This is a genomic window from Cetobacterium sp. ZWU0022, assembly GCF_000800875.1.
GTDB lineage: Bacteria > Fusobacteriota > Fusobacteriia > Fusobacteriales > Fusobacteriaceae > Cetobacterium_A.
In genome coordinates, this window is record NZ_JRJZ01000039.1 from 85,034 (window position 1) to 108,998 (window position 23,965).

Genomic DNA, 23,965 nt, shown 5'->3' on the forward strand with positions numbered 1-23,965 from the left:
CCTCCTCAAAACTTATACTTCAATTAGATATTTTTTCATTATTTTCACTGCTAAATCTGGCTCTTTTTGAGCTAATAACCCCATAGCTGATAAAATATATGTCTTATCAACCATGTATTTTGGATTTTCTGGTTTTAAGTATATTGGTTCAGCCGGATTAAATCTACCAGCCTCTAAAATTCCTTTTGGATTTTCACTATGAACAATTACTCCCCCAGTTCCTATTATATATGGTGCATTTAAAAGATCTTTTCCACTCTGATTAAACATTGTTCCCATCGGCGTATAGATACATTCTAAAACCCCGCAATGCCTTGTCATAGATAACTCAGTAGCAACTTTTGCCATAGCTTCATCAAACAAAACGTCCTCTCTCGTTTGAGGAACCATTCTGATATTATCATGTCTAAAATTACACATTCCTTTTATATCCCATTTTTTCTCTACATCATTTAAATAATTTCTTAATTTTCTACTTCCTGCTGCTTCCAATAAAGAGATTGCAGAGTATCTCATTCCCAAATCTCCTTCAACAGTTCTTTTGGCGAATGGATCTTCTAGACCTTTCAGCAGTACTCCTGGTTTAGATGGTTCTCCCTTTCCAATAGAATGTATATCAGTGGTTGCTCCTCCAATATCAACTATTATCAAATCTCCAATTCCATCCTCTTCATCAGTCCCCTCAGACAAGACCTCTGCAGCTTTCAAAACTGCTGCTGGCGTTGGCATCAATATCCCACTTATAAAGTCTTCAGCCTTCTTCATTCCTTTTGCTTCTATTATTTTACTCATAAATACTTTTCTAATTTCTTCACGAGCAGGTTCTACATTTAATTTATTTATTTTTGGCATAACATTATCTGCTAAATAGTAATCAACTCCGGCTTCTGAAAAAATATTTTCTATTTCATCTGCTACCGCTTTATTTCCTGCTACAACAACAGGTTTATTTACCTCATGTTCTACTATTAGCCTTGCATTGTGAATTATGCACTCTTTATTTCCACCATCTGTTCCACCTGCTAATAAAATTATATCCACAGATGTATTTTTTATTTCTTCCATTTCACGAGAATTAAGTTCATATGAATATGTTTTTATAACTCTTGCTCCTGCTCCTAGGGCCGCTTTTTTAGCCGCCTCTGCCGTAAGTTCTGGGACTAATCCAATTGCCACCATTTTCAAACCACCTGCTGCAGACGAACACGCAATCTTATCTATAAACTCAATCTCTGATATAGGAATCTCTTTTTCTATCTCAGTTACAAGTTTTTTATATGCATTATTAAAACCAATCATTATATCATCTTCAACTGTTGTTATATCTTTTGCAGTTGCTAGAATTCTTTCTCCTACTAAGTCTATCGCTGTTAACTTTGTATAAGTACTTCCAAAGTCAATAGTTAGATAACATCTCATAGAAATCATCTCTTTTCTTTATTTTTATTAGCTTAAATTCCTAAATCTGATTTTAAGTCTTCAGTAGTAAGTTCTATTGGAGTTCCTGGTCTGTAAACTCTGTTGAATCCCATAGCTTTAAATCTTGATTCTACATCTGACCATTCTTGTTTTCCAACAACAATATTTCCTCCAACATAAAGTAAAATATCCTTTAATCCAGCTTCTTCACACTTTTCTCTCATTCCTTGACAATCTAATTCACCATGCCCATATAGCGATGAAACTATTATTGCGTCTGCCTCTGTTTCTACAGCTGCATTTATGAAGTCAATTTGTGGTGATAATACCCCAATATTGATTACTTCAAATCCATTACTTTCTAACACGTGATGAATAATTTTATTTCCTACTGCATGACAGTCCGAACCGATTACACCTATTACTACTTTCTTTCCATTTTTCATTGAAAATAACACCTCACTATTTCTTTTTCCTAATAAAAAACAAACTTTTATAATATATTTTATACACTACGTTTTAAAAAAACACAATACAAATAATAAATTTATATTGTTACTTTTTCAACTATTTATACAATATATTATAACTATTCATCACTTCTAGTCATTTTTACTTTTTTTCTACATTATTATATATAAACGACTTTGAATAACACTATTTCATTGATTTTTTTTTATACTTATGCTATACTCTAAATGGATAATTTATACTAGAGCTGAAAAGAGTGGGGAAATCCCACTCTTTCTTTATAGTTTTTATTTGGAAAGAGGTGAAATTATGATAAAACTTGATAAAAGAGAGATGGAAGAAACTCTTATAAAAATAGAGAAAGTAGTTATTCCAGCTGTTGAAAAAAGAAATGTTGAACTTGTGGACTTAGAATATATCCAAGAAGGTGGATATCTTTATGTTCGTATTTTTATAGAGAAGACTGACGGAGATATAACTCTTGAAGATTGTGGTTCTCTTAGCAACGATATTGACGAAACTATCGATGCATTAATTCCACATAAATTCTTCTTAGAAGTTTCTTCTCCTGGTGTTGAAAGACCATTAAAAAAAGAAGCAGACTTCATAAGATTCAACGGTGAAAAAATTAAAGTTAGCTTAAAGCACAAACTTAATGATAACAAGAATTTTGAGGGTATTATTGAAGATTTTAAGAACGAAACACTTTTCTTAAATATAAAAGGACAAACTCTTGAAATACCTTTCAAAGAGATAAAAAAAGCAAATATTGTCTTTGATTTTAGTGATATTTAATTATTATTTGGTTATAGTTAGGAGGAAAAAACATTATGAAAAGTAAAGATGGAAAAATCTTTTTAGAAGCTCTTGAGCAGCTTGAAAAAGAAAAAGGAATAAACAAAGAAAGTCTTCTTGAGGCTGTAGAACAAGCTATGCTTGCTGCTTATAAAAAGCATTATGGTGAGGAAGAAAATGTAGAAGTTGAAATCAACAGATCAACTGGAGAGGTTAAAGTCTTCGAAATTAAAACTGTTGCAACAGCTGAAGATTTATACGATGCTGCTCTTGAAGTATCTGTTGAGGATGCTATTGAGGCTGGTCACAAAAGAGCTAAAGTTGGTGACATTGTTAAATTAGAGGTTAATTGTGAGGAATTCAGAAGAAACGCTATACAAAATGGAAAACAAATTGTTATTCAAAAAGTTAGAGAAGCTGAAAGACAAAACATATTCGATAAATTCAAAGGAAAAGAGCACGATATTATAACTGGAGTTATCAGAAGAATTGATGAAAAGAGAAACATATTCATTGAATTTGATGGTTCAGAAGCAATTCTTACAACTGCTGAACAATCTCCTGCTGATGTTTACAGAGTTGGAGAAAGAATAAAAGTTTACGTTGCTGAAGTTGAAAAAACAAACAAATTCCCTAAAATAGTAATTTCTAGAAAAAACGAAGGACTTTTAAAGAAGTTATTTGAATTAGAAATTCCAGAAATTGCTGAAGGAGTTATCGAAATTAAATCTGTTGCTAGAGAAGCTGGTTCTAGAGCTAAAGTTGCTGTTTTCTCTGCAGATGAAAATATCGATACTGTTGGAGCTTGTATTGGACAAAAAGGATTAAGAATCAGAAACATAGTTAATGAACTAAACGGTGAAAAAATTGATATCGTTGTTTGGAAAGAAGATGTTGAAGAGTTCGTTTCTGCTGTTCTTAGCCCTGCTAAAGTTATTAGCGTTGAAGTTCTTGAAGAGGGAGCTACTGCTAGAGTTCTAGTTGAAAATTCTCAACTATCACTAGCTATTGGTAAAAATGGACAAAATGCTAGACTTGCTGCTAAATTGACTGGAATGAGAGTTGATATTAAAACTGTTGAATCATACAACGCTGAAAATACAACTAATACTGAAGTTTTAGCCGAGGAAGAAAATGCATAATCACACGCCTGAAAGAACATGTGTTGTTTGTAAAGAAAAAAGAGAGAAAAGCGATCTTTTTAGAATCGCTAAAATAAATGAAAACAACTATTCATTTGATGAAAAGCAAAAACATCAAGCTAGAGCAATCTATGTTTGTAAAACACACGAATGTATAAAAAGAATTTCTAAAAATAAAAAATATAGCCTAAAAATAGAAGATTTATTACTTATGGTTAATCTTCTGAAAAAACAATCTAAAGATTACTTAAACATTTTAAAGGCAATGAAAAACTCTGAGCATTTAACTTTTGGTATCAACATGGTTATGGAAGAAATTCAACATATTCATTTCCTTATAATTGCTGAAGATATCAGCGAGAAAAACGATAAAAAATTAATTGCAAAAGCTAAGGAGTTAAATATTCCTTATGCTCATTATGGAGACAAAACACAACTAGGCGAAATCTTTAATAAAGATGAAGTTAATGTTATTGCTATAAAAAACAAAAAAGTTGCAAGAGGATTGATAGACTAGGCTATTTTGGAGGTGTTAATTTTATGAAAGTAAGAGTACACGAATTAGCTAAGAAATACGGTTATGGCAACAAAGAGTTTTTAGATATTTTAAACAATATTGGAATTGATGTGCAATCACATCTAGGTGGATTGACTGCTGAACAAGAAAAAATTGTTCTGGCACATTTTGCTAAAAAAAATGATGATGTTGTTTCTAGTAATACCTATATAGAGGAGGAAACAATGAAGAAAACTATGGATTTTAATGACGCAGAAGATTTTACAGAAGAGACTACTACTGCTAAAAAAAATAAAAACAAAAATAAAAACAAAGCAAAAACTAATAATGACGCTTCAAATGACGAAGGGAAATCTAAGAAAAAAAGAAAAGGTAGAAGAGCTGACTTTATCGTAAATAAAGCTGAACAAGGACCTGAAATTATAGAAGAAGATGGAATGAAAATCATAAAAATCAGAGGAGAAATCACTCTAGGTGACTTCGCTGATAGATTAGGTGTTGGAAGTTCTGAACTTATCAAAAAACTATTCTTAAAAGGACAAATGTTAACTATAAACTCAACTATATCTTTAGAATTAGCTGAAGAGTTAGCTGAAGATTACGATGCTTTCGTTGAACTTGAAGAAGAGATTCAATTAGACTTCGGAGATAAATTTGCTCTTGAAATAGAAGATAGAGCTGAAGATCTTATTGAAAGAGCTCCTGTTATAACAATCATGGGACATGTTGACCACGGAAAGACATCTTTACTTGATGCTATCAGAACTACTTCTGTTGCTTCTGGAGAAGCTGGAGGAATCACACAAAAGATTGGAGCTTACCAAATTACTAAAGCTGGAAAGAAAATCACTTTCGTAGATACTCCTGGACATGAGGCGTTCACTGATATGAGAGCAAGAGGAGCACAAGTTACAGATATCGCAATCCTTGTTGTTGCTGCTGATGATGGTGTAATGCCACAAACTATAGAAGCTTTATCACATGCTAAAGCTGCAAATGTACCTATTATCGTTGCTATTAATAAAATCGATAAAGATGGTTCTAACCCAATGAGAGTTAAACAAGAGCTTATGGAGCACGGTTTAGTTTCAGTTGAATGGGGAGGAGACACTGAGTTTGTTGAAGTTTCAGCTAAAGCTAAAATGAACTTAGATATTCTATTAGATACAATCCTAATCACTGCTGAAATTTTAGAGTTAAAAGCTAACCCTAAAAAGAGAGCTAAAGGAATCGTTCTAGAGTCTAGACTTGATCCTAAAGTTGGACCTATTGCCGACGTTCTAATCCAAGAAGGAACTTTAAAAATTGGAGAGGTTATCGTTGCTGGAGAATCTATGGGAAAAGTTAGAGCCCTTGTTAATGATTTAGGAGCTAAAGTTCAATCTGCAACTGTTTCTCAACCTATAGAAATTATCGGATTCAATGATGTTCCATCTGCTGGAGATACATTCTATGTTATTCAAAATGAGCAACATGCTAAGAGAATCGTAGAAGAAGTTGCTAAAGAAAGAAAGATTTCTGAAATTAGCAGAAAATCTATCTCTCTTGAAACTCTATCTCAACAAATGGATCATGCAAACTTAAAAGAACTTAACTTAATCTTAAGAGCTGATTCAAGAGGTTCTGTTGAAGCATTAAGAGATTCATTATTAAAACTTTCTCATGAAGAAGTTATTGTTAATATAATTCAAGCTGCATCTGGAGCAATCACAGAGAGTGACGTAAAGCTAGCTGAAGCTTCAAATGCAATCATAATCGGATTCAACGTTAGACCAACTACAAACGCTTTAAAAGAAGCTGACTCTAACGGTGTTGAAATCAGAACTTCAAACATTATCTATCATATTACTGAAGATATCGAAAAAGCTTTAACAGGAATGTTAGACCCTGAGTTCAAAGAGATGTACTCTGGAAGAATCGAAATCAAAAAAGTATTCAAAGTTTCTAAAGTTGGAAACATTGCTGGATGTGTTGTTGTTGATGGTAAGGTTAGAAAAGAATCTAACATCAGAATCTTAAGAAATGGTGTTATTGTTTATGAAGGAAAATTAAATACTCTTAAGAGATACAAAGACGACGCTAAAGAAGTTGTTGCTGGTCAAGAGTGTGGTTTAGGAATCGAAAACTTCAACGATATTAAAGAAGGAGATATCGTAGAGGCATTCGATATTATCGAAGTTAAAAGAACTTTAAAGTAAAAGTAGGTGATTTATTATGAATAAAAAAAGATTAGCTGCAATCGAAAAGGAAGTTTCTAGAGTTGTTTCTAAAGCTCTTTTCGAAGAGATTAAAAATCCAAAATTAAAAAAAGCTATGGTTTCTGTTACTAGCGTAAGAGTTACTGAAGATTTAAAATTTGCGGACTTATTCTTCAGCATCATGCCAATAGCTGGAGCAACAGTTAATAGAAAAGAAGTTTTAGAAGGATTAAATGAAATAAAAGGTTTTCTTAGAAAAAGAGTATCTGAAGAACTAGCCTTAAGATATACTCCTGAAATGAGAATTAAACTGGATGATACTATAGAACACGCTATTAAAATCTCCCAGTTACTTGATAGCTTAAAAGGGTAATTTATGCACTGGGAATATAAGACAGTATCTGAAAATCTTATTGAAACTAAGGCTAGTCAATGGAATGTTTCTAAATTTTTAGCTACTTTATTAATTAAAAAGGGCTTTTTAGAAAAAGATGATGTAGAGAATTTTCTTAATCCATCTATTAATAAATTTCGAAATCCTTTTGATTTCGAAATGATGGATAGCGTTGTAGAAAAAATAGTTTCCGCTAAAAACAAAAATGAAAAACTTTTTATTTATGGAGACTATGATGTTGATGGAATCACTGCAGCTATCTTCCTTGTATTAGCTTTTAGAGAGATTGGAATTGATATTGATTACTATATTCCTAATAGAATGGATGAAGGTTACGGGCTAGACAAAAAGACTATCGACTTTATCCATAAAAATTCTGGAAAACTAGTGATTACTGTAGATACAGGTGTCAACTCCTATGAAGATGTAGAGTATGCACGTAGTCTTGGTATTGAGGTTATTGTTACTGATCACCACAAAAGTGTTAAAGATGATGAAGAGGATAATATCCTCTTCATCAATCCTAAACTTAGTGATAATTATAAGTTTAAATTTTTAGCAGGTGCAGGAGTAGCTTTAAAGGTTGCTCAAGGTGTATATACTCATCTCAATGAAGATTTCTCTAAACTTTATCAATTTATGGATGTTATTATGATTGGAACTGTTGCAGATGTAGTTCCTATGTTTGATGAAAATAGAATTATTATAAGTAAAGGGCTTGAAACTCTTAAAAATACTAAAATCAAAGGACTTGTTTATCTTATGAAGTACTTAAAACTTTATAACAAAGATATCAGTACCACAGATATTAGTTATTTTGTTTCCCCTCTTATAAACTCTTTAGGAAGACTTGGTAACTCAAAACTAGGTGCTGACTTCTTTATGAAAACAGACGATTTCGAAATATATAACATTATTGAAGAGATGAAAAAAGCAAATAAGCAAAGAAGAGAACTAGAAAGAATGATATTTGATGAAGCAAATAAAATGATCGCACAAAAAATAGATAAGAATGAACTTAAATATATTTTTGTTGCATCTGAAAGATGGCATCCTGGAGTTATTGGTGTGGTTGCATCTAGATTAAGTGTAAAGTACAATCTACCTGTTGCTATGATTTCATTGAAAGATGGTCTTGCAAAAGCTTCATGTAGAAGTATTCCTGGTGTAAATATTTTCAATATTTTAAAACTTATTGAAAGTAAATTGATACGTTTTGGTGGTCATGACTTAGCAGCTGGATTTATTGCCAATGAAGCTGATCTCCCTGAGATTGAATTGCTCTTCCAAAGAGAGATTAAAGTTCATGAACACAACATTAATCAACCTAAATTTTTAGAGATTGATTTAGAGTTACCTATTGATAAAATCAATAAAAATAATATAAATGATATTAAAAAATTGGGTCCTTTTGGCCTTGAGAATAAGCATCCCTATTTTATAGATAGAGGAGTTAAAATTATAGATACAAAATTTTTTGGCATTGAAAATAGACACTTTAATGGTTTCTTATTGAAAAATGGCAAATCCTACCCTCTTGTAGCTTTTGACTTAAGTTCTAAGTTACATCACACAAATAAAGACACTCTTTATGATGTGATTTACTATCCTGAAAAGATAATTAATAGAGGCGAGGAATATTATCAATTTCGTTTAAAAGATCTTAAATCTCATAAGATTTAAGACGTTAATACATAATACTTTAAGGAGGAAATGATGAAACACGAATTAAAAAAAATCGAACACTCAGCAGTTGAGATTAAAGTTACTTTAACAGCTGAAGAGTTATCACCAATTAAATCAGAGGTTGTTAAAACTTTAGCTACTAAAGTTGAGGTTCCTGGATTTAGAAAAGGACATGCACCATTAAACAAAGTTGAAGCTGCTTTTGCTGACGCTATAAAAGAAGAGGTTGTAGAATCTGTTCTTAAAGCTAACTTCGAAAAAATCGTTTCTGAAGAGAAAATTGCTCCAGTAAGTTTCATTTATGATCTTGTTACTGAAATGAAAGATACTCTTGAAATGACTTTCAAAGTTGATATCTATCCTGAAATCACTTTAGGAGAGTACAAAGGTTTAGAAGTTGAAAAAGAAACTTTCGAAATGACAGAAGAGCTTTTAAATAAAGAGATTGAAAATATGTTAAACGCTAAAGCTAAATTAGAAGATGCTGCTGAAGGGCACAAAGCTGAGATGGGAAATACTGTTGACCTTGCTTTTGAAGGATTCGTTGACGGTGTTGCTTTCGAAGGTGGAAAAGCTGATTCTCACCAATTAAAATTAGGATCTAAAATGTTCATCGATACATTCGAAGATCAATTAGTTGGATACACTGTAGGACAAGAAGGAGAAGTTAACGTTACTTTCCCTGCTGAATACCATGCTGAAGCTTTAGCTGGAAAACCTGCTGTATTCAAAGTAAAAATCAACTCAATCAAAACTTTAGCTAAACCTGAGTTAACTGAAGAGTTCGCTACAGAAGCTGGATTTGAATCTGTTGAAGATTTAAAAGCTAAGAAAACTGCTGAAATCGTTACTAGAGAAGAAGCTAGAGTTCAAAACAACTTCGTTGGAAAATTAATCCAAAAATTAGTTGCTGACTCTAAAATAGAAGTTCCTAGATCAATGGTAGTTAGAGAAGTTGAAAACAGAATGGCTGAAATGAACCAACAATTAGCTATGCAAGGAATGGATATCGATCAATACTTAAAAATGACTGGTATGACTAAAGAGCAAGCTTTCAACCAAATCGCTCCAATGGCTCATAACAAAGTTCAAGTTGACATCATATTAGAAGCTATTGCTAAAGCTGAAAACTTAGAAGTTACTGCTGAAGAGTTAACTGCTAAAATAGAAGATATCGCTAAAATGTACGGTATGACTAAAGAGCAATTAGAAGCTGAGTTAACTAAAAACTCTAACTTAGACGAATTCAACCATAGCTTAAAAACTGAGAGCTTAGCTCAAAAAGCTGTTGAAGTTATTGTAAACAACGCAAAGTAATAAAATCCTGTATTGAGTAGAGATAACCCTCTACTCAATACTACTTTTAAAAAATTAGTGTTAAATACCTAAGTTTTTAAGTATTTAACTTTAAATTTTTAAAGTAAGTTTTTAAAGGAGGGATAAAAATGTACAGTCCAACAGTTATTGAAAACACAGGAAAAGGTGAAAGAGCTTACGATGTCTTCTCTAGACTTCTTAAGGATAGAATTATATTCTTAGGTAGTGAGATTGATGATCAAATAGCCAATGCTATCGTTGCTCAACTCCTGTTTTTAGAAGCTGAAGATCCTAATAAAGATATAATTATGTATATAAATAGTCCTGGAGGGGTTATAACTTCTGGTATGGCAATCTACGATACTATGAATTACATTAAACCTGATGTACAGACAGTTTGTATTGGACAAGCTGCTAGTATGGGGGCTCTATTACTCTCAGCTGGAGCTAAAGGAAAGAGATACTCTCTTGAAAACTCTAGAATTATGATTCACCAACCTCTTGGTGGAGCTAGAGGACAAGCTACTGATATTGAAATCCAAGCTAAAGAGATTTTAAGAATGAAGGATTTAACTTCTAAAATTTTAAGTAAAAACACAAACAAATCAGTTGAAGAGATTATAACTGCAACTGAAAGAGATAACTTTATGAGTGCTGAAGAAGCTAAAGAATTTGGTTTAATCGACCACGTATTCGTTAGATAAGGAGGGAAACGATGAACAAAAAAGAACATTGCTCTTTCTGTGGAAGAGGACAAGATGAAGTTTCAAAACTTTTCTCTGGTATTGATGGATCTTTCATCTGTGATGAGTGTATCGAAACTTGTTTTGATATGCTTGGATATGAAAATGATATCTATTACGGTGAAAAACAAGAAAAAGAAGATACTTCTAATAACTCTTTAACAGGAATTCAATTACCTACACCTAAAGAAATCAAATCTAGACTAGATGAATATGTTATAGGTCAAGATGATAGTAAAAAAGTTTTAGCTGTTTCTGTTTATAATCACTATAAAAGAATTATGCATAAAGATCAAGGAAGTAAAGATGTTGAGTTACAAAAGTCTAACGTACTTCTTATTGGACCTACTGGTTCTGGAAAAACTCTTTTAGCTCAAACTCTAGCTAGAACACTTCATGTTCCTTTTGCTATCGCTGATGCTACAACGCTTACTGAAGCTGGATACGTTGGAGACGACGTTGAAAATGTTCTAGTTAGGTTGCTACAGGCTGCTGACTATGATGTTGAAGCTGCCGAAAGAGGAATTATCTATATAGACGAGATTGATAAAATCGCAAGAAAATCTGAAAATGTTTCAATTACTAGAGATGTTTCTGGAGAAGGAGTTCAACAGGCTCTTTTAAAAATTATTGAAGGTACACAATCTCAAGTTCCACCACAAGGTGGTAGAAAGCATCCTAATCAAGAACTTATAGAAATAGATACAACAAACATCTTATTTATAGTTGGTGGAGCTTTTGAAGGTATGGAAAAAATTATCAAATCAAGAACAAATAAAAAAGTTCTTGGATTTGGAGCTTCTCAAGAAGCTTTAGAAACTGAAAAAGAGATTGAACTTTTAGGAAAAGTTCTTCCTGAGGATTTAGTAAAGCAAGGAATCATTCCTGAACTAGTTGGTAGACTTCCAGTTATTACTACTTTATCTCCTCTGGACGAATCTGCACTGATAAAGATTTTATCAGAACCTAAAAACTCTATTGTAAAACAGTATCAAAAATTCTTCGAGATGGAAAATGTTGATCTTGATTTTGAAGAAGACTCTCTAAAAAGAATTGCTACTCTTGCTTTAGAAAGAAAAATTGGTGCAAGAGGACTTAGATCTATTATCGAAAACATTATGACAGAACTTATGTTTGAGATTCCTTCAGATAAATCTATCAAAAAGGTTACAATTACCGCTGATTCAATTCAAGATTCTACAAAAGTTAAAATTGAACACTAAGGAGTGATTACTAATGAGTAGATTACCTTTTTTACCTACTAGGGAAATGGTTCTTTTCCCAGGAACAGCATCTCCTCTTTATGTTGGAAGAGAAAGAAGCTTATTAACGATGAATTTTGCAATGAAAACAAAAAATAAACTAGTTTTAAGTTTACAAAAAGATTCTTTAGAAGAAAATCCAGCTCTTCCAGAAGGAATCCATAAAATTGGGGTTTTAGCTAATATCGTACAATCTATTCCCCTACCAAATAAAAGTATAAAAGTTCTTATAGATGTAGACAAAAGAGTACTTATTGAAAATATTGTTGAGGAAGATGGAATTCTTTTTGCTGATTACAGTGTTATATCTGCAACTGAAGAAACTTCTCCTGAGTTGACTGCTCTAAAAAGAAAAGTTATCAACCTTTTTGAAGAATACTCAACACTAACTAACCAAGTTAGTGCTGAATTGATGGTTCAACTAAAAGGACTTAGAAAAGCTGGAAAGATTTTTGATTCAATTGCATTTAATCTTGAAATTGAAGAATCTTTAAAAGTTGAACTTTTAGAACTTCTTGATGTTAAAGATAGAGGATACAAATTAGTTGAAATTTTAAACAATGAAATTGAAATTGCTTCTATTGAACAAAAAGTAGATCAAAAAGTTAAGGAAAAAATAAATGAAAGCCAAAAGAGCTACTTTATAAGAGAAAAAATAAATACTCTTAGAGAAGAGCTTGGTAAAAATGGTGGAGATGAAGAGACTGATGAACTTTTTGATAAAGTTAGAAACTCTCCTCTTCCAAAAGAAGCTAAAGATAAATTAGAAATAGAACTAAAAAAATTAGGTAAAATGGCTCCTTATTCTGCAGAAGCTACTGTTTCTAGAGCATATATTGAATCTGTTTTAGAACTTCCTTGGGGAGTTTTAACTACAGAAACTTTAGATCTGAAGATAGCTCACGAAGTTTTAGAAAAAGACCATTATGGACTTAAAGATGTAAAAAATAGAATTCTTGATTATCTAGCTGTAAAAAAACTAAATCCAGATATGAAAGGAACTATCCTTTGTTTAGCTGGACCTCCTGGAGTTGGAAAAACATCTTTAGCTAAATCTGTTGCTGATGCTTTGGGTAGAAACTTTATCAGAATATCTTTAGGTGGAGTTAGAGATGAAGCTGAAATAAGAGGACACAGAAGAACTTATATAGGTTCTATGCCTGGAAAGATAATTAAGGCTATCAAAAATGCTGGAAGTGTTAACCCTGTTATCCTTCTTGATGAAATCGATAAGATGTCAAGCGACTTCAAAGGAGATCCTGCTTCTGCTATGTTAGAAGTTCTAGACCCTGAGCAAAACAAGCATTTTGAAGATCACTATTTAGATATGCCATTTGACTTATCTAAAGTATTCTTTATTGCTACAGCAAATGATTTAAGAAGTATTCCTGGTCCTTTAAGAGACAGAATGGAAATAATAACTCTTTCTTCATATACTGAGTTTGAAAAGCTTCATATAGCAAATAGCTACCTTATTAAACAAGCTCAAGTTGAAAATGGTTTATCTAATATTAAAATCAATATCACAGATAAAGCTGTTTTAAAAATTATAGATGAATATACTAGAGAAGCTGGTGTCAGAAATCTGAAAAGAGAAATCTCTGGATTATTTAGAAAAGTTGCTAGAGATGTCATTGATAAAGATGCAAAATCTACTAGTATCACTGTTAAAAATTTAGAATCTTATTTAGGTCATCCTAAATTTAGACCTGAAAAAATGAAAAAAGCTGTTTCTAAAGTTGGAGTTGTAAATGGTTTAGCTTGGACAGCCGTTGGTGGAATGACACTTGAAGTTCAAGGTGTACAAATCCCAGGAAAAGGAAGCCTTTCTCTAACTGGTACTCTTGGAAATGTTATGAAGGAATCAGCTATGGTTGCTTTTACATATCTAAAAGCTAACTTTGATAAATTCAATGTTGAACCAACTGTTTTAGATAAAAAAGATATTCACCTTCACTTCCCAGAAGGAGCAACACCAAAAGATGGACCATCTGCTGGTACTGCTATCACAACAACTATTTTATCAGTGTTAACTGGTAGAAAAGTTAAGCAAACTTTTGCTATGACTGGTGAAATCACTATTACTGGTGAAGTTTTACCTGTTGGTGGAATCAAAGAGAAGGTAATTGGGGCTCATAGAGCTGGAATTAAAAATATAATCTTACCTGAGGACAATAAGGTAGATGTAGAGGAAATCCCAGAAGAAGTAATGAAAGATATTAAAATTTACTTTGCTTCAACTTATGACGATGTTGAAAAACTTGCCCTTGAAAAATAATAGAAAGAGGTAATAAGATGATTGTAAAACAAGCAGATTTCGTAAAATCAGCTGTATTTGAAAAAGATTATCCTGAAGAGTTAAGCCATATAGAGTTTGCCTTTGTTGGAAGATCTAACGTTGGAAAATCATCTCTTATAAACAGTATCACAGGAAGAAATAAACTAGCTAAAACTAGTAAAACTCCAGGTAGAACACAGTTAATTAACTATTTCCTAATCAACAAAGAATTCTTCTTTGTTGATTTACCTGGATATGGATTCGCTAAGGTTCCTAAAGAGATGAAAAAAGAATGGGGATTAACAATGGAGAGATACCTTGCTAGCCCTAGAAAAAAACTTGTGTTTGTTCTTCTAGATATAAGAAGAATTCCAAGTGGAGAAGATTTAGATATGCTTAGATGGTTAGACCACTATGGAACACCATTTAAAATTATCTTTACTAAAATGGATAAAGTATCGAATAATGAGAAATTTAAAGCTTTAAAAGATATCAGAACAAAGGTTGATTTCCATAATGATGATGTTTTCTTCCACTCATCACTTAATAATAATGGAAAAGAACAAGTTTTAGAATATATTGAAAACTGTTTAAAGGGAGAAATTGAATAGGAGGATTTTAAATGAATGAATTAGCTACTACTTATTCCCCTAATGAAATTGAGGGAAAATGGTATAAATATTGGGAGGAGTCAAAGTTTTTTGCTGCTACTTTAGATGATAATAAAGCAAACTACTCTATCGTTATCCCACCTCCAAATGTAACTGGAATATTACATATGGGACATATTCTTAATAACAGTATCCAAGATGTACTTGTTAGATATAAAAGAATGAGTGGATACAACACTCTATGGATGCCTGGAACAGATCATGCTGGTATCGCGACTCAAAACAGAGTTGAAAGAAAATTAGCTGAAAACGGATTAACTAAAGAAGATTTAGGAAGAGACGAATTCATAAAACAAGTTTGGGAATGGAAAGAACAATATGGTGGAGCTATTACTAACCAATTAAGAAGAATTGGAGCTTCATTAGACTGGGATAGAGAAAGATTTACTATGGATGAAGGACTTTCTGAATCTGTAAAAGATATCTTTATCAAATTATTCAACGATGGATTAATCTATCAAGGTGAATATATGGTTAACTGGTGTCCAAGATGTGGAACAGCTCTTGCCGATGATGAAGTAGAGCATGAAGAAAAAGCTGGTTCTTTATGGAATATAAAATATCCTGTTAAAGATTCTGACGAATTTTTAATAATTGCAACTACAAGACCTGAAACTATGCTTGCTGACGTTGCTATTGCTGTAAATCCTAACGATGAAAGATATTCACACCTTGTTGGTAAAAATGTAATTTTACCATTAGTTGGAAGAGAGATTCCTGTAATCGCTGATGAGTATGTTGATATGGAATTCGGTACGGGTGCTTTAAAAATAACTCCTGCACATGACCCTAATGATTTCACTTTAGGACAAAAATTCAACTTACCAATCATCAATATGATGACTCCTGAAGGTAAAGTTTCTAACGATTATCCTGCTTACGCTGGAATGGATAGATTCGATGCTAGAAAGAAAATGGTAGCTGATTTAGAAGAAGGTGGATTCTTAGTTAAAGTTGAATCTCACTCACACAATGTTGGTGGATGCTATAGATGTAACACTGTTGTAGAGCCTAGAGTATCTAAGCAATGGTTCGTTAAAATGAAACCTTTAGCTGAAAAGGCTTTAGAAGTTGTTAGAAACGGAAAAGTTAAACTTATGCCTAAGAGATGGGAAAAAGTTTACTACAACTGGTTAGAAAATATAAGAGACTGGTGTATCTCTAGACAAATCTGGTGGGGGCATAGAATTCCTGCTTGGTATGGTCCTGATATGCATATCTTCGTAGCTAAAACTGAAGAGGAGGCTTTTGCTCAAGCTAAAGCTCACTACGGACATGATGTTGAATTAACTCAAGAAACTGATGTTCTTGATACTTGGTTCTCATCTGCTCTATGGCCATTCTCAACTTTAGGTTGGCCTGATAAAACAACTGAATTAGCTAAATTCTACCCTACATCTACTCTAGTTACTGGAGCAGATATTCTGTTCTTCTGGGTTGCTAGAATGGTTATGTTTGGTATGTATACTATGGATGATATTCCATTTGAAAATGTTTACTTACACGGTATTGTAAGAGATGAGATTGGAAGAAAGATGTCTAAATCATTAGGTAACTCTCCTGATCCATTAAACTTAATTGAAGAGTATGGTGCTGATGCCATAAGATTTACTATGTTATATAATACTTCTCAGGGACAAGATGTTCACTTCTCTGAAAAATTAATTGAGATGGGAAGAAACTTCGCTAATAAAATTTGGAACGTTTCAAGATTCGTTCTAATGAACCTTGAAGATTTCGATATGAAATCATTTGATAAATCTAATGTTCAACTTGAATTAGTTGACGAATGGATTTTCTCTAAATTAAATAAAACTTCTAAAGATGTTGCAGATAAATTAGAAAAATTCCAATTAGATGAAGCTGCTAAATCATTATACGAATTCTTAAGAGGAGACTTCTGTGACTGGTATGTTGAGTTAGCTAAAGTTAGACTATACAACAAAGAAGAATCTGGAATTCAATCTAGACAAACTGCTCAATATGTTTTATGGACAGTTTTAGACGCTGGATTAAAACTTCTTCACCCATTCATGCCTTATATAACTGAAGAGATTTGGCAAAAAATAAAAGTAGATGGAGAGACTATTATGCTTTCTAGCTACCCTGTTTGTGACGACTCTTTAGTTAGTGACGAAAAAGAAAAAGCTTTTGAATATATTCAAGGTTTAATCTCTTCATTAAGAAATATAAGAGCTGAAAGAGGAATATCACCTGCTAAAGAAGCTAAAGTTGTTATTAGAACATCAAATCCTGTTGAATTAGAAACTTTAAAAGCAAATGAGTTATTCATAACTAAACTTGCTAAAATTGAAGAATTAACGGTTGGATCTGATTTAGCGACTCCTGAGCAAAGTGGATTTAGAGTTAATGGAAACTCTGAAGTATTTATGATCTTAACTGGTCTTTTAGACGTAGAGTCTGAAATTAAAAAAATAAATGAGCAACTTGAGAAAGTAAAAAAAGATTTAGATAAAGCTAATGCTAAACTTTCTGACGAAAGATTTACATCTAAAGCTCCGGCTCATATCTTAGATAGAGAGAGAAGAATTCAACAAGAATTCCAAGATAAGTATGATAAACTAATGGAAAACTTAAAAAACTTCCAATAATAAAGTACTTTTAACCTTTATTGAGTAGTAGGAAATAAACTTCCTACTACTTTTTTAAAATAAATTGTATTCATTGTGTTAAAATTATGCTAAAATAGAATAGTAACTATACATAAGAATAATAGTTGGGAGTGATACAATTGGATTTACATTATCTTAGAATATTTTATGAAGTAGCCAAAGAAAAAAGTTTTACTAAAGCAGCTAATAAATTATACATAAATCAATCAGCGGTTTCAATTCAAGTTAAAAAATTTGAGGAAATTTTAAATTCTAAACTTTTTGATAGAAGTTCAAAGAAGATAAAATTAACTTATACTGGGGAAGCTCTTTTCAAAATGGCAGAGGAAATTTTTGAAAAAGTTAAAAGAGCTGAAAAAGAGATGGAAAGAATCATTAACTTAGATAAAGCTAAGATTTCAATCGGTGCTACATCTGTTATTGGTGAACCTTTACTTCCTCTTTTAATGAAAGATTTTATATCTTTACATGACGAGATAGAATACGATATTACAATATCTACTAAAGCTTGGCTTTTAAAGCTTTTAAAAGAGGGAGAACTGGATATTCTTTTAATTGATGAAGAACATATAACAGATCCTAATTTAGAAGTTTTAACTGTTGGTTCTGTTCCTTATATTCTTGTAGGAACAAAGAATACACAAAAATTAGAAGCTATATCTAAAGAACCTTTAATATCTAGAAAAAATATTTATAATAATGAAAAAGCTATCAGCTATCTAGAGGATAAAAACCATGTTTGTTTCAACACTAAAATTCCTGTACTAGGAAATTTAGGAGTTATTAAAGGGATGGTAAAAGAAGGGATTGGAAACGTTATTCTGCCTTATTATGCTGTTTATAAAGAGATACAAAGCGATGAATTTAAAGTTATTAGAACTATCGATGAAGTTACTGATTCTTATCAAATAGTTATAACAAAAGATAAGAAAAATTTAGCACACATCATTAAATTTATCAATTTCGTTAAAAATTTTAAACTTTAATCTATGTAATTTAGGAGGCTAATATGAACTTATTAGATTCGTACAAAATAACTGCTGATCTTTTAGAAAAATTTATAAAAGAGGAAGCTGAAAAAAAAGAAACTGAAAAAGTTGCGAAAGATCTTGCATCTATCTTTGAAAATGGAAACAAAGTACTAATCTGTGGAAACGGAGGAAGTAACTGTGATGCTCTACACTTTGCAGAAGAGTTTACAGGAAGATTTAGAAAAGATAGAAGAGCTTTACCTGCAATATCATTATCAGATTCATCACATATAACTTGTGTTGGAAATGATTATGGATTTGATTACATCTTCTCTAGAGGTGTTGAAGCTTACGGTAAAGAGGGAGATATGTTTATTGGTATCTCTACAAGTGGGAACTCTGCTAATGTTATAAAAGCTGTTGAAGCAGCTAAAAAAATGGGACTAAAAACTACTGTACTTCTTGGAAAAGATGGAGGAAAACTTAAAGGAATGTGTGATTATGAGTTCATCATTCCTGGAGAAACTTCTGATAGAATCCAAGAAATACACATGATGATATTACATATTATTATTGAAGGTGTAGAAAAAATAATGTTCCCAGAAAATTATTAAAAATACCCTTTTTAGGGTATTTTTTTTGAGGTGATTTTATGTTAAAGAAAATTTTTTTATTTTTTATTATATCCATTTTAACTTTTTCAAGCGACTCAAACTCAAAAACAGAAGCTTATATTGCTTCTTTTAATACTCTAAGACTTGGAAAAGGAGAAAAAGACTACACACATCTTGCCAAATCTATTGAACCATTCGATATCATTGGATTGGTTGAAGTTATGAATAAAAAAGGACTTTATAAATTAATATCTGAGGTTGAAAAAATAAGTAATTCAAAATGGGGGTATGAAATCTCTCCATATCCTGTTGGAACTGCAGAGTACAAAGAGTACTACGCTTTTTTATATAAAAAAAATAAAGTTCAATTTATAAAAAGTGAAGGGTTTTATCCAGATACAAATGATGATTTTATACGTGAACCATATGGTGCAACTTTTAAAATTAATAATTTTGATTTTACATATGTCTTAATACACTCTATCTATGGTAAGAAAGTTTCACAAAGACAATTTGAAGCCAATAAAATCATAGAGGTTTACAACTATTTTCAAAATTTGGATCCTGTAGAAAACGATATTTTGATAGGTGGTGACTTCAATTTAGCTGCTAATGATTCAGCCTTTGAAAATCTTTTAAATCATAAAGATAATATCATCTACTCTTTAGATCCCTCAATTAAAACAACAATTGGAACTAAAGGTTTTGCAAACTCTTATGACAATATCTTTCTTTCTAAAAAATTCACCACTGAATTTAAAGGAAAAAGTGGTGCTCTAGATATTACTAGAGATGATTATATTAAAACTAGAAAGGAGGTCTCTGATCATCTACCTATTTTTATAATAGTAGATACAGATATTGATGATGACTAAAGCATTTATCTTTTTAAATGGTGAGTTTTCAAACTCACCTGATTTTTATAAATCTTTAAATATAGATGAAAAACATCTCTATTGTGCTGATGGAGGAAGTAAAAAAGCAATTCAACTTGGATTGAGCCCTAAAGAAGTTTGGGGAGATTTTGATTCTCTTGAAAGTGAAGACTTTGAATATTTAAAAACTCAAGATATTATTTTAAATATTTTTAATAAGGATAAAGATTTCACCGATGGAGAACTTCTTATCTCATACGTTTCATCTTTAAAATATAATGAAATTATTGTTATCGGTGGATTTGGAGGAAGAATAGATCATACTTTAACAAATATAAATCTTATTTTTAAATATCCAAAACTTAAATTTGTTAGTGAAATAGAAGAATTATTTTTTGTACCACAAAGTTTTGAAATTGAAAATAAAATCGGAAAAACTATATCATTCATTCCTTTCTCAGATAAAGTTACAGCTTTAACTTTAAAAGGATTTAAGTACTCTTTAGATAAACATACACTAAACAGAGGTGACTCAACATGTTTAAGTAACATTATTACTCAAAACAAAGCTTTTATCTCTTATTCCGAAGGAAAACTTTTAGGAAGTTTAAGTTTAGATTGACTTTCATTTTAAAATAATGTAGGCTATTTAATAGCAAAAAAAATTCGGGAGGCGTTTTACAATGACTAATTTATCAACAAAAAGTAAGCTTTTACTTGGGATTCAGCACGTACTAGCTATGTTTGGAGCCACAGTTTTAGTTCCATTTTTAACTGGTTTAAATCCTTCAGTTGCACTTTTATCTGCTGGAATAGGAACTTTACTTTTTCACCTTTGTACTAAAGGAATTGTTCCTGTTTTCTTAGGTTCATCTTTTGCTTTTATTGGAGCTCTAGCTCTTGTTTTAAAAGAAGAGGGAATTGCCGCAATTAAAGGTGGGGTTATCTCTGCTGGTTTTGTATACATCTTTATGTCTTGGATGATAAAGGTTTTTGGTGTTGAAAAAATCAAATCATTTTTCCCACCTGTTGTAGTTGGTCCAATTATTATGGTTATTGGACTTAGACTAAGTCCTGTAGCTCTATCAATGGCTGGATACTCAAATGGACATTTTGATTTAAAAAGCTTAGCCGTAGCTATGATAGTTATCATATCTATGATTACCATTTCAATTTTAGAAAAATCATTCTTTAGATTAGTACCAATCTTAATATCAGTTATTTTAGGTTATGTTGTTTCTATCTTCTTAGGATTAGTTGATTTTACTCCTATCGCTGCTGCTAACTGGATTGGATTCTCATCTGAAGCTTTAAAAGATTTACTTACTCTACCTAAGTTTTCTACAACTGCAGTTTTAGCTATTGCTCCTATCGCTCTTGTTGTTTTTATTGAGCATATTGGTGACATCACAACTAATGGTGCTGTTGTTGGAAAAGATTTCTTTAAAAACCCTGGAATTTCAAGAACACTTTTAGGTGATGGAGTTGCAACTGTTGCTGCTGGACTTTTAGGTGGTCCTGCTAACACTACTTATGGAGAAAATACTGGAGTTCTTGCGGTTACAAAAGTATACGATCCTACAATTTTGAGAATCGCCGCTTGTTATGCTATAGCTCTTAGCTTTATTGGAAAATTTGGAGTTATCTTACAAACTATTCCTACTCCTGTTATGGGTGGAGTTTCAGTTATTCTTTTCGGAATGATTGCTTCAGTTGGTGTTAGAACAGTTATTGATGCCGAAATTGATTTCTCTCACTCTAGAAATCTTTTAATCGCTTCTCTTATCTTTGTTCTTGGAATAGCTATTGATAATATCATTATTTGGAAAACTGTCTCACTTTCTGGATTAGCAATCGCTGCTCTTATAGGAGTGACATTGAATAAAATCCTACCAAAAGATCAAATAGATAATTAATTTCTAAAAAATAGAGAGAATCGGGAAACCTTTTCTTTCTATTTTTTATTTTTTGTTGTAATATATAAAATATATTAAAGGAAGATAGGGGGATTCGATGAAAAAATTTATAGTTCTTATTCTTATTGCTAATACAGCTTTTATTGGAAAATATTTTTATGAAAAAAAATCGTCACACTCTCAAAGCACTTTACAACAAACTACAGTAAAAAATACTAAGGAGGATTTTTCTATGGAAAAAAATAGAGATAATATTTCTCAAGAATACAAATGGAATTTAAATGATATCTACTCTAACTGGAATGAGTGGGATAAAGACTTAATAAAACTTAAAGAACTTATGAGTGAAGTTCCTAAATATCAGGGAAAGATTTCACAAAACTCTTCAACTTTTGTAGAGTTTATAGAACTCGAAGAAAAAGTTTCTAGATTACTAGATAAAGTTTATCTATATCCATATCTTCAAAGAGATTTAGATTCAACTAATGAAAACGCTTCTGTAAAACTACAAGAGATTGAAAGCATATATGCTAACTACTCTATCTCTTCATCTTGGATTACACCTGAAATTTTAACAATTCCAAAGGAAACTATGTTAACATGGATTGAAGGAAATACTGTACTTGAAAACAATAGATTCCCTTTGATGGAAATTTATAGATTACAAGAGCATGTTCTTTCTGCTGATAAAGAAAAATTACTTTCATATTTTGGTCAATATCTAGGTGTTCCTTCTGATATTTACAGTGAACTTTCAACCTCTGATATCAAATGGAATGAAATTGAACTAAACGATGGAACTAAAACAACTGTTACTAATGGAGTTTATTCTAAAATAGTTTCGACAAATAGAAATCAAAATGATAGAAGAAAAGCTTTTGAAGCTCTTTATAATTCATTTAATGTAAATAAAAATACATATGCTGCAATCTATAAAAGTATCCTTCAAAGAGATTTTGCTGCTGCTCAATCTAGAAATTATAACTCTAGTTTAGAAAAAGCTTTAAACCCTAAAAATATACCTTTAGATGTCTATAAAACTTTAATTCAATCTACTAGAGAGAATACTGCTCCACTTAAAAGATACATCGCATTAAGAAAAAAAGCTTTAGATCTTAAAAACTACTATTACTATGATAACTCAATTAATATTGTAGACTACAATAAAGAGTTTTCATATGAAGAGGCCAAAACTACTGTGTTAGAATCTGTTAAACCTTTAGGAATAGATTATTATAAAGGGTTAAGTAATGCTCTTAGTGAAGGATGGTTAGACGTTTATGAAACACCAAATAAGAGAAGCGGAGCTTATTCTTTAAATATTTATGATGTTCATCCTTATATGTTGCTAAACTATAATGGCACTATGGACGCTGTTTTTACTTTAGCTCATGAATTAGGACACACTATGCATTCTATGTTATCTACTGAAAATCAACCTTATCCAACAAGTAGTTATACTATCTTTGTTGCAGAAGTTGCTTCAACATTTAACGAAAGATTACTTTTAGATAATATGCTAAAAAATACAACTGATTCAAAAGAAAAAATAGCTCTTATTGAACAAGCTATTGGCGGAATTGTTGGGACTTATTATATTCAAACCTTATTTGCTGATTATGAATATGCCGCTCATGAAATTGTTGAAAAAGGAGGAGCTATTACTCCTGAAGTTTTAAATAAAATCATGGAAAATCTTTTTAAAGATTATTTTGGAAACGAACTTACTATGGATGAATTACAAAAGATTATTTGGTCTAGAATTCCTCACTTCTTTAATTCACCATACTATGTTTACCAATACGCAACTAGCTTTGCTGCTTCTGCAAATCTATACGATAGAATAACAAATGAAAAATACTCTGAACAAGAAAGATATTCTGCTAAAGAGCAGTATCTAACTCTTTTAAAGTCAGGTGGAAATGACCATCCGATGAACCAATTAAAAAAAGCAGGAGTAGATTTAAGTAAAAAAGAAGCCTTCACTGCTGTATCTACAGAGTTCAACAGATTACTTGATTTATTGGAAGCTGAATTAGAAAAAGAGAAAGGTGCTATATAAT

20 protein-coding genes are annotated in these 23,965 nt (G+C 31.5%); 18 read left to right on the forward strand and 2 right to left on the reverse strand.

The window, feature by feature from the left end; all coding sequences use genetic code 11:
• Window positions 1–12 precede the first annotated feature (12 nt).
• Together glmL and glmS are read right to left on the reverse strand one after the other, a co-directional pair.
• Entirely contained in the window at window positions 13–1,419 is a 1,407-nt protein-coding gene (gene glmL / locus L988_RS03585; RefSeq protein WP_047381664.1) for a methylaspartate mutase accessory protein GlmL, read from the reverse strand.
• A 32-nt stretch (window positions 1,420–1,451) separates the two neighbouring features.
• Window positions 1,452–1,865, reverse strand: a complete 414-nt coding sequence (gene glmS / locus L988_RS03590; protein WP_047381668.1) for a methylaspartate mutase subunit S — start codon at window positions 1,863–1,865, stop codon at window positions 1,452–1,454.
• Between the two features lie 358 nt (window positions 1,866–2,223).
• Here glmS and rimP point away from each other — a divergent pair, with 358 nt between their 5' ends.
• From rimP to pepF, 18 genes are all read left to right on the forward strand, one after another.
• Window positions 2,224–2,685: a ribosome maturation factor RimP gene (rimP, locus tag L988_RS03595; protein WP_047381761.1), complete on the forward strand. Its 462-nt coding sequence runs from the start codon at window positions 2,224–2,226 to the stop codon at window positions 2,683–2,685.
• A 35-nt stretch (window positions 2,686–2,720) separates the two neighbouring features.
• Window positions 2,721–3,827: a transcription termination factor NusA gene (gene nusA, locus L988_RS03600; RefSeq protein WP_047381672.1), complete on the forward strand. Its 1,107-nt coding sequence runs from the start codon at window positions 2,721–2,723 to the stop codon at window positions 3,825–3,827.
• Window positions 3,820–4,344 carry a DUF448 domain-containing protein gene (locus L988_RS03605; RefSeq protein WP_047381673.1) on the forward strand — a complete coding sequence of 175 codons (525 nt, stop codon included), beginning with the start codon at window positions 3,820–3,822 and terminating at the stop codon, window positions 4,342–4,344. Before nusA ends, L988_RS03605 begins: the two co-directional genes overlap by 8 nt.
• Before the next feature lie 23 nt (window positions 4,345–4,367).
• A complete protein-coding gene (gene infB / locus L988_RS03610) occupies window positions 4,368–6,542 on the forward strand; it encodes a translation initiation factor IF-2 (protein ID WP_047381675.1) in 2,175 nt (724 codons plus the stop codon).
• Window positions 6,543–6,558: 16 nt separating this feature from the next.
• The gene (rbfA, locus tag L988_RS03615) at window positions 6,559–6,915 is read left to right on the forward strand and encodes a 30S ribosome-binding factor RbfA (RefSeq protein ID WP_047381677.1); all 357 of its coding nucleotides are present in this window, start codon (window positions 6,559–6,561) and stop codon (window positions 6,913–6,915) included.
• Window positions 6,916–6,918: 3 nt separating this feature from the next.
• On the forward strand, window positions 6,919–8,619 hold the full coding sequence (recJ, locus tag L988_RS03620) for a single-stranded-DNA-specific exonuclease RecJ (protein WP_052191669.1): 1,701 nt from the start codon (window positions 6,919–6,921) through the stop codon (window positions 8,617–8,619).
• A 33-nt stretch (window positions 8,620–8,652) separates the two neighbouring features.
• Entirely contained in the window at window positions 8,653–9,939 is a 1,287-nt protein-coding gene (tig, locus tag L988_RS03625) for a trigger factor (protein ID WP_047381679.1), read from the forward strand.
• A gap of 128 nt (window positions 9,940–10,067) precedes the next feature.
• Entirely contained in the window at window positions 10,068–10,643 is a 576-nt protein-coding gene (gene clpP / locus L988_RS03630; protein WP_047381681.1) for an ATP-dependent Clp endopeptidase proteolytic subunit ClpP, read from the forward strand.
• 11 nt (window positions 10,644–10,654) lie between these two features.
• Window positions 10,655–11,905, forward strand: a complete 1,251-nt coding sequence (gene clpX / locus L988_RS03635) for an ATP-dependent Clp protease ATP-binding subunit ClpX (RefSeq protein WP_047381684.1) — start codon at window positions 10,655–10,657, stop codon at window positions 11,903–11,905.
• A gap of 13 nt (window positions 11,906–11,918) precedes the next feature.
• Entirely contained in the window at window positions 11,919–14,222 is a 2,304-nt protein-coding gene (gene lon, locus L988_RS03640; RefSeq protein WP_047381686.1) for an endopeptidase La, read from the forward strand.
• A 17-nt stretch (window positions 14,223–14,239) separates the two neighbouring features.
• Entirely contained in the window at window positions 14,240–14,833 is a 594-nt protein-coding gene (yihA, locus tag L988_RS03645) for a ribosome biogenesis GTP-binding protein YihA/YsxC (protein ID WP_047381688.1), read from the forward strand.
• 11 nt (window positions 14,834–14,844) lie between these two features.
• A complete protein-coding gene (locus L988_RS03650; protein ID WP_047381690.1) occupies window positions 14,845–17,505 on the forward strand; it encodes a valine--tRNA ligase in 2,661 nt (886 codons plus the stop codon).
• Window positions 17,506–17,645: 140 nt separating this feature from the next.
• A complete protein-coding gene (locus L988_RS03655) occupies window positions 17,646–18,512 on the forward strand; it encodes a LysR family transcriptional regulator (protein ID WP_047381692.1) in 867 nt (288 codons plus the stop codon).
• A gap of 23 nt (window positions 18,513–18,535) precedes the next feature.
• A complete protein-coding gene (gene gmhA, locus L988_RS03660) occupies window positions 18,536–19,111 on the forward strand; it encodes a D-sedoheptulose 7-phosphate isomerase (RefSeq protein WP_047381694.1) in 576 nt (191 codons plus the stop codon).
• A 38-nt stretch (window positions 19,112–19,149) separates the two neighbouring features.
• A complete protein-coding gene (locus tag L988_RS03665; RefSeq protein WP_047381696.1) occupies window positions 19,150–19,986 on the forward strand; it encodes an endonuclease/exonuclease/phosphatase family protein in 837 nt (278 codons plus the stop codon).
• Complete coding sequence (locus L988_RS03670; protein ID WP_047381765.1) at window positions 19,979–20,608, forward strand: thiamine diphosphokinase; 630 nt, start codon at window positions 19,979–19,981, stop codon at window positions 20,606–20,608. The genes L988_RS03665 and L988_RS03670 overlap by 8 nt, the downstream gene beginning before the upstream one ends.
• 61 nt (window positions 20,609–20,669) lie before the next feature.
• Window positions 20,670–21,902 (forward strand): uracil-xanthine permease family protein, encoded by a 1,233-nt coding sequence (locus L988_RS03675; protein WP_047381697.1) that lies wholly within the window; start codon window positions 20,670–20,672, stop codon window positions 21,900–21,902.
• 232 nt (window positions 21,903–22,134) lie between these two features.
• A complete protein-coding gene (pepF, locus tag L988_RS03680) occupies window positions 22,135–23,964 on the forward strand; it encodes an oligoendopeptidase F (protein WP_047381767.1) in 1,830 nt (609 codons plus the stop codon).
• Window position 23,965 lies beyond the last annotated feature (1 nt).

Excerpts from the sequence above, each read along its gene's own strand:
- glmL (WP_047381664.1), bottom strand. The coding sequence starts at position 1,419 with ATGAGATGTTATCTAACTATTGACTTTGGAAGTACTTATACAAAGTTA.
- glmS (WP_047381668.1), bottom strand. The coding sequence starts at position 1,865 with ATGAAAAATGGAAAGAAAGTAGTAATAGGTGTAATCGGTTCGGACTGT.
- L988_RS03665 (WP_047381696.1), top strand. The coding sequence starts at position 19,150 with ATGTTAAAGAAAATTTTTTTATTTTTTATTATATCCATTTTAACTTTT.
- pepF (WP_047381767.1), top strand. The coding sequence starts at position 22,135 with ATGGAAAAAAATAGAGATAATATTTCTCAAGAATACAAATGGAATTTA.
- lon (WP_047381686.1), top strand. The coding sequence starts at position 11,919 with ATGAGTAGATTACCTTTTTTACCTACTAGGGAAATGGTTCTTTTCCCA.
- tig (WP_047381679.1), top strand. The coding sequence starts at position 8,653 with ATGAAACACGAATTAAAAAAAATCGAACACTCAGCAGTTGAGATTAAA.
- L988_RS03650 (WP_047381690.1), top strand. The coding sequence starts at position 14,845 with ATGAATGAATTAGCTACTACTTATTCCCCTAATGAAATTGAGGGAAAA.
- nusA (WP_047381672.1), top strand. The coding sequence starts at position 2,721 with ATGAAAAGTAAAGATGGAAAAATCTTTTTAGAAGCTCTTGAGCAGCTT.
- gmhA (WP_047381694.1), top strand. The coding sequence starts at position 18,536 with ATGAACTTATTAGATTCGTACAAAATAACTGCTGATCTTTTAGAAAAA.
- rbfA (WP_047381677.1), top strand. The coding sequence starts at position 6,559 with ATGAATAAAAAAAGATTAGCTGCAATCGAAAAGGAAGTTTCTAGAGTT.
- yihA (WP_047381688.1), top strand. The coding sequence starts at position 14,240 with ATGATTGTAAAACAAGCAGATTTCGTAAAATCAGCTGTATTTGAAAAA.
- L988_RS03605 (WP_047381673.1), top strand. The coding sequence starts at position 3,820 with ATGCATAATCACACGCCTGAAAGAACATGTGTTGTTTGTAAAGAAAAA.
- L988_RS03670 (WP_047381765.1), top strand. The coding sequence starts at position 19,979 with ATGACTAAAGCATTTATCTTTTTAAATGGTGAGTTTTCAAACTCACCT.
- clpP (WP_047381681.1), top strand. The coding sequence starts at position 10,068 with ATGTACAGTCCAACAGTTATTGAAAACACAGGAAAAGGTGAAAGAGCT.
- L988_RS03675 (WP_047381697.1), top strand. The coding sequence starts at position 20,670 with ATGACTAATTTATCAACAAAAAGTAAGCTTTTACTTGGGATTCAGCAC.
- infB (WP_047381675.1), top strand. The coding sequence starts at position 4,368 with ATGAAAGTAAGAGTACACGAATTAGCTAAGAAATACGGTTATGGCAAC.
- clpX (WP_047381684.1), top strand. The coding sequence starts at position 10,655 with ATGAACAAAAAAGAACATTGCTCTTTCTGTGGAAGAGGACAAGATGAA.
- rimP (WP_047381761.1), top strand. The coding sequence starts at position 2,224 with ATGGAAGAAACTCTTATAAAAATAGAGAAAGTAGTTATTCCAGCTGTT.
- recJ (WP_052191669.1), top strand. The coding sequence starts at position 6,919 with ATGCACTGGGAATATAAGACAGTATCTGAAAATCTTATTGAAACTAAG.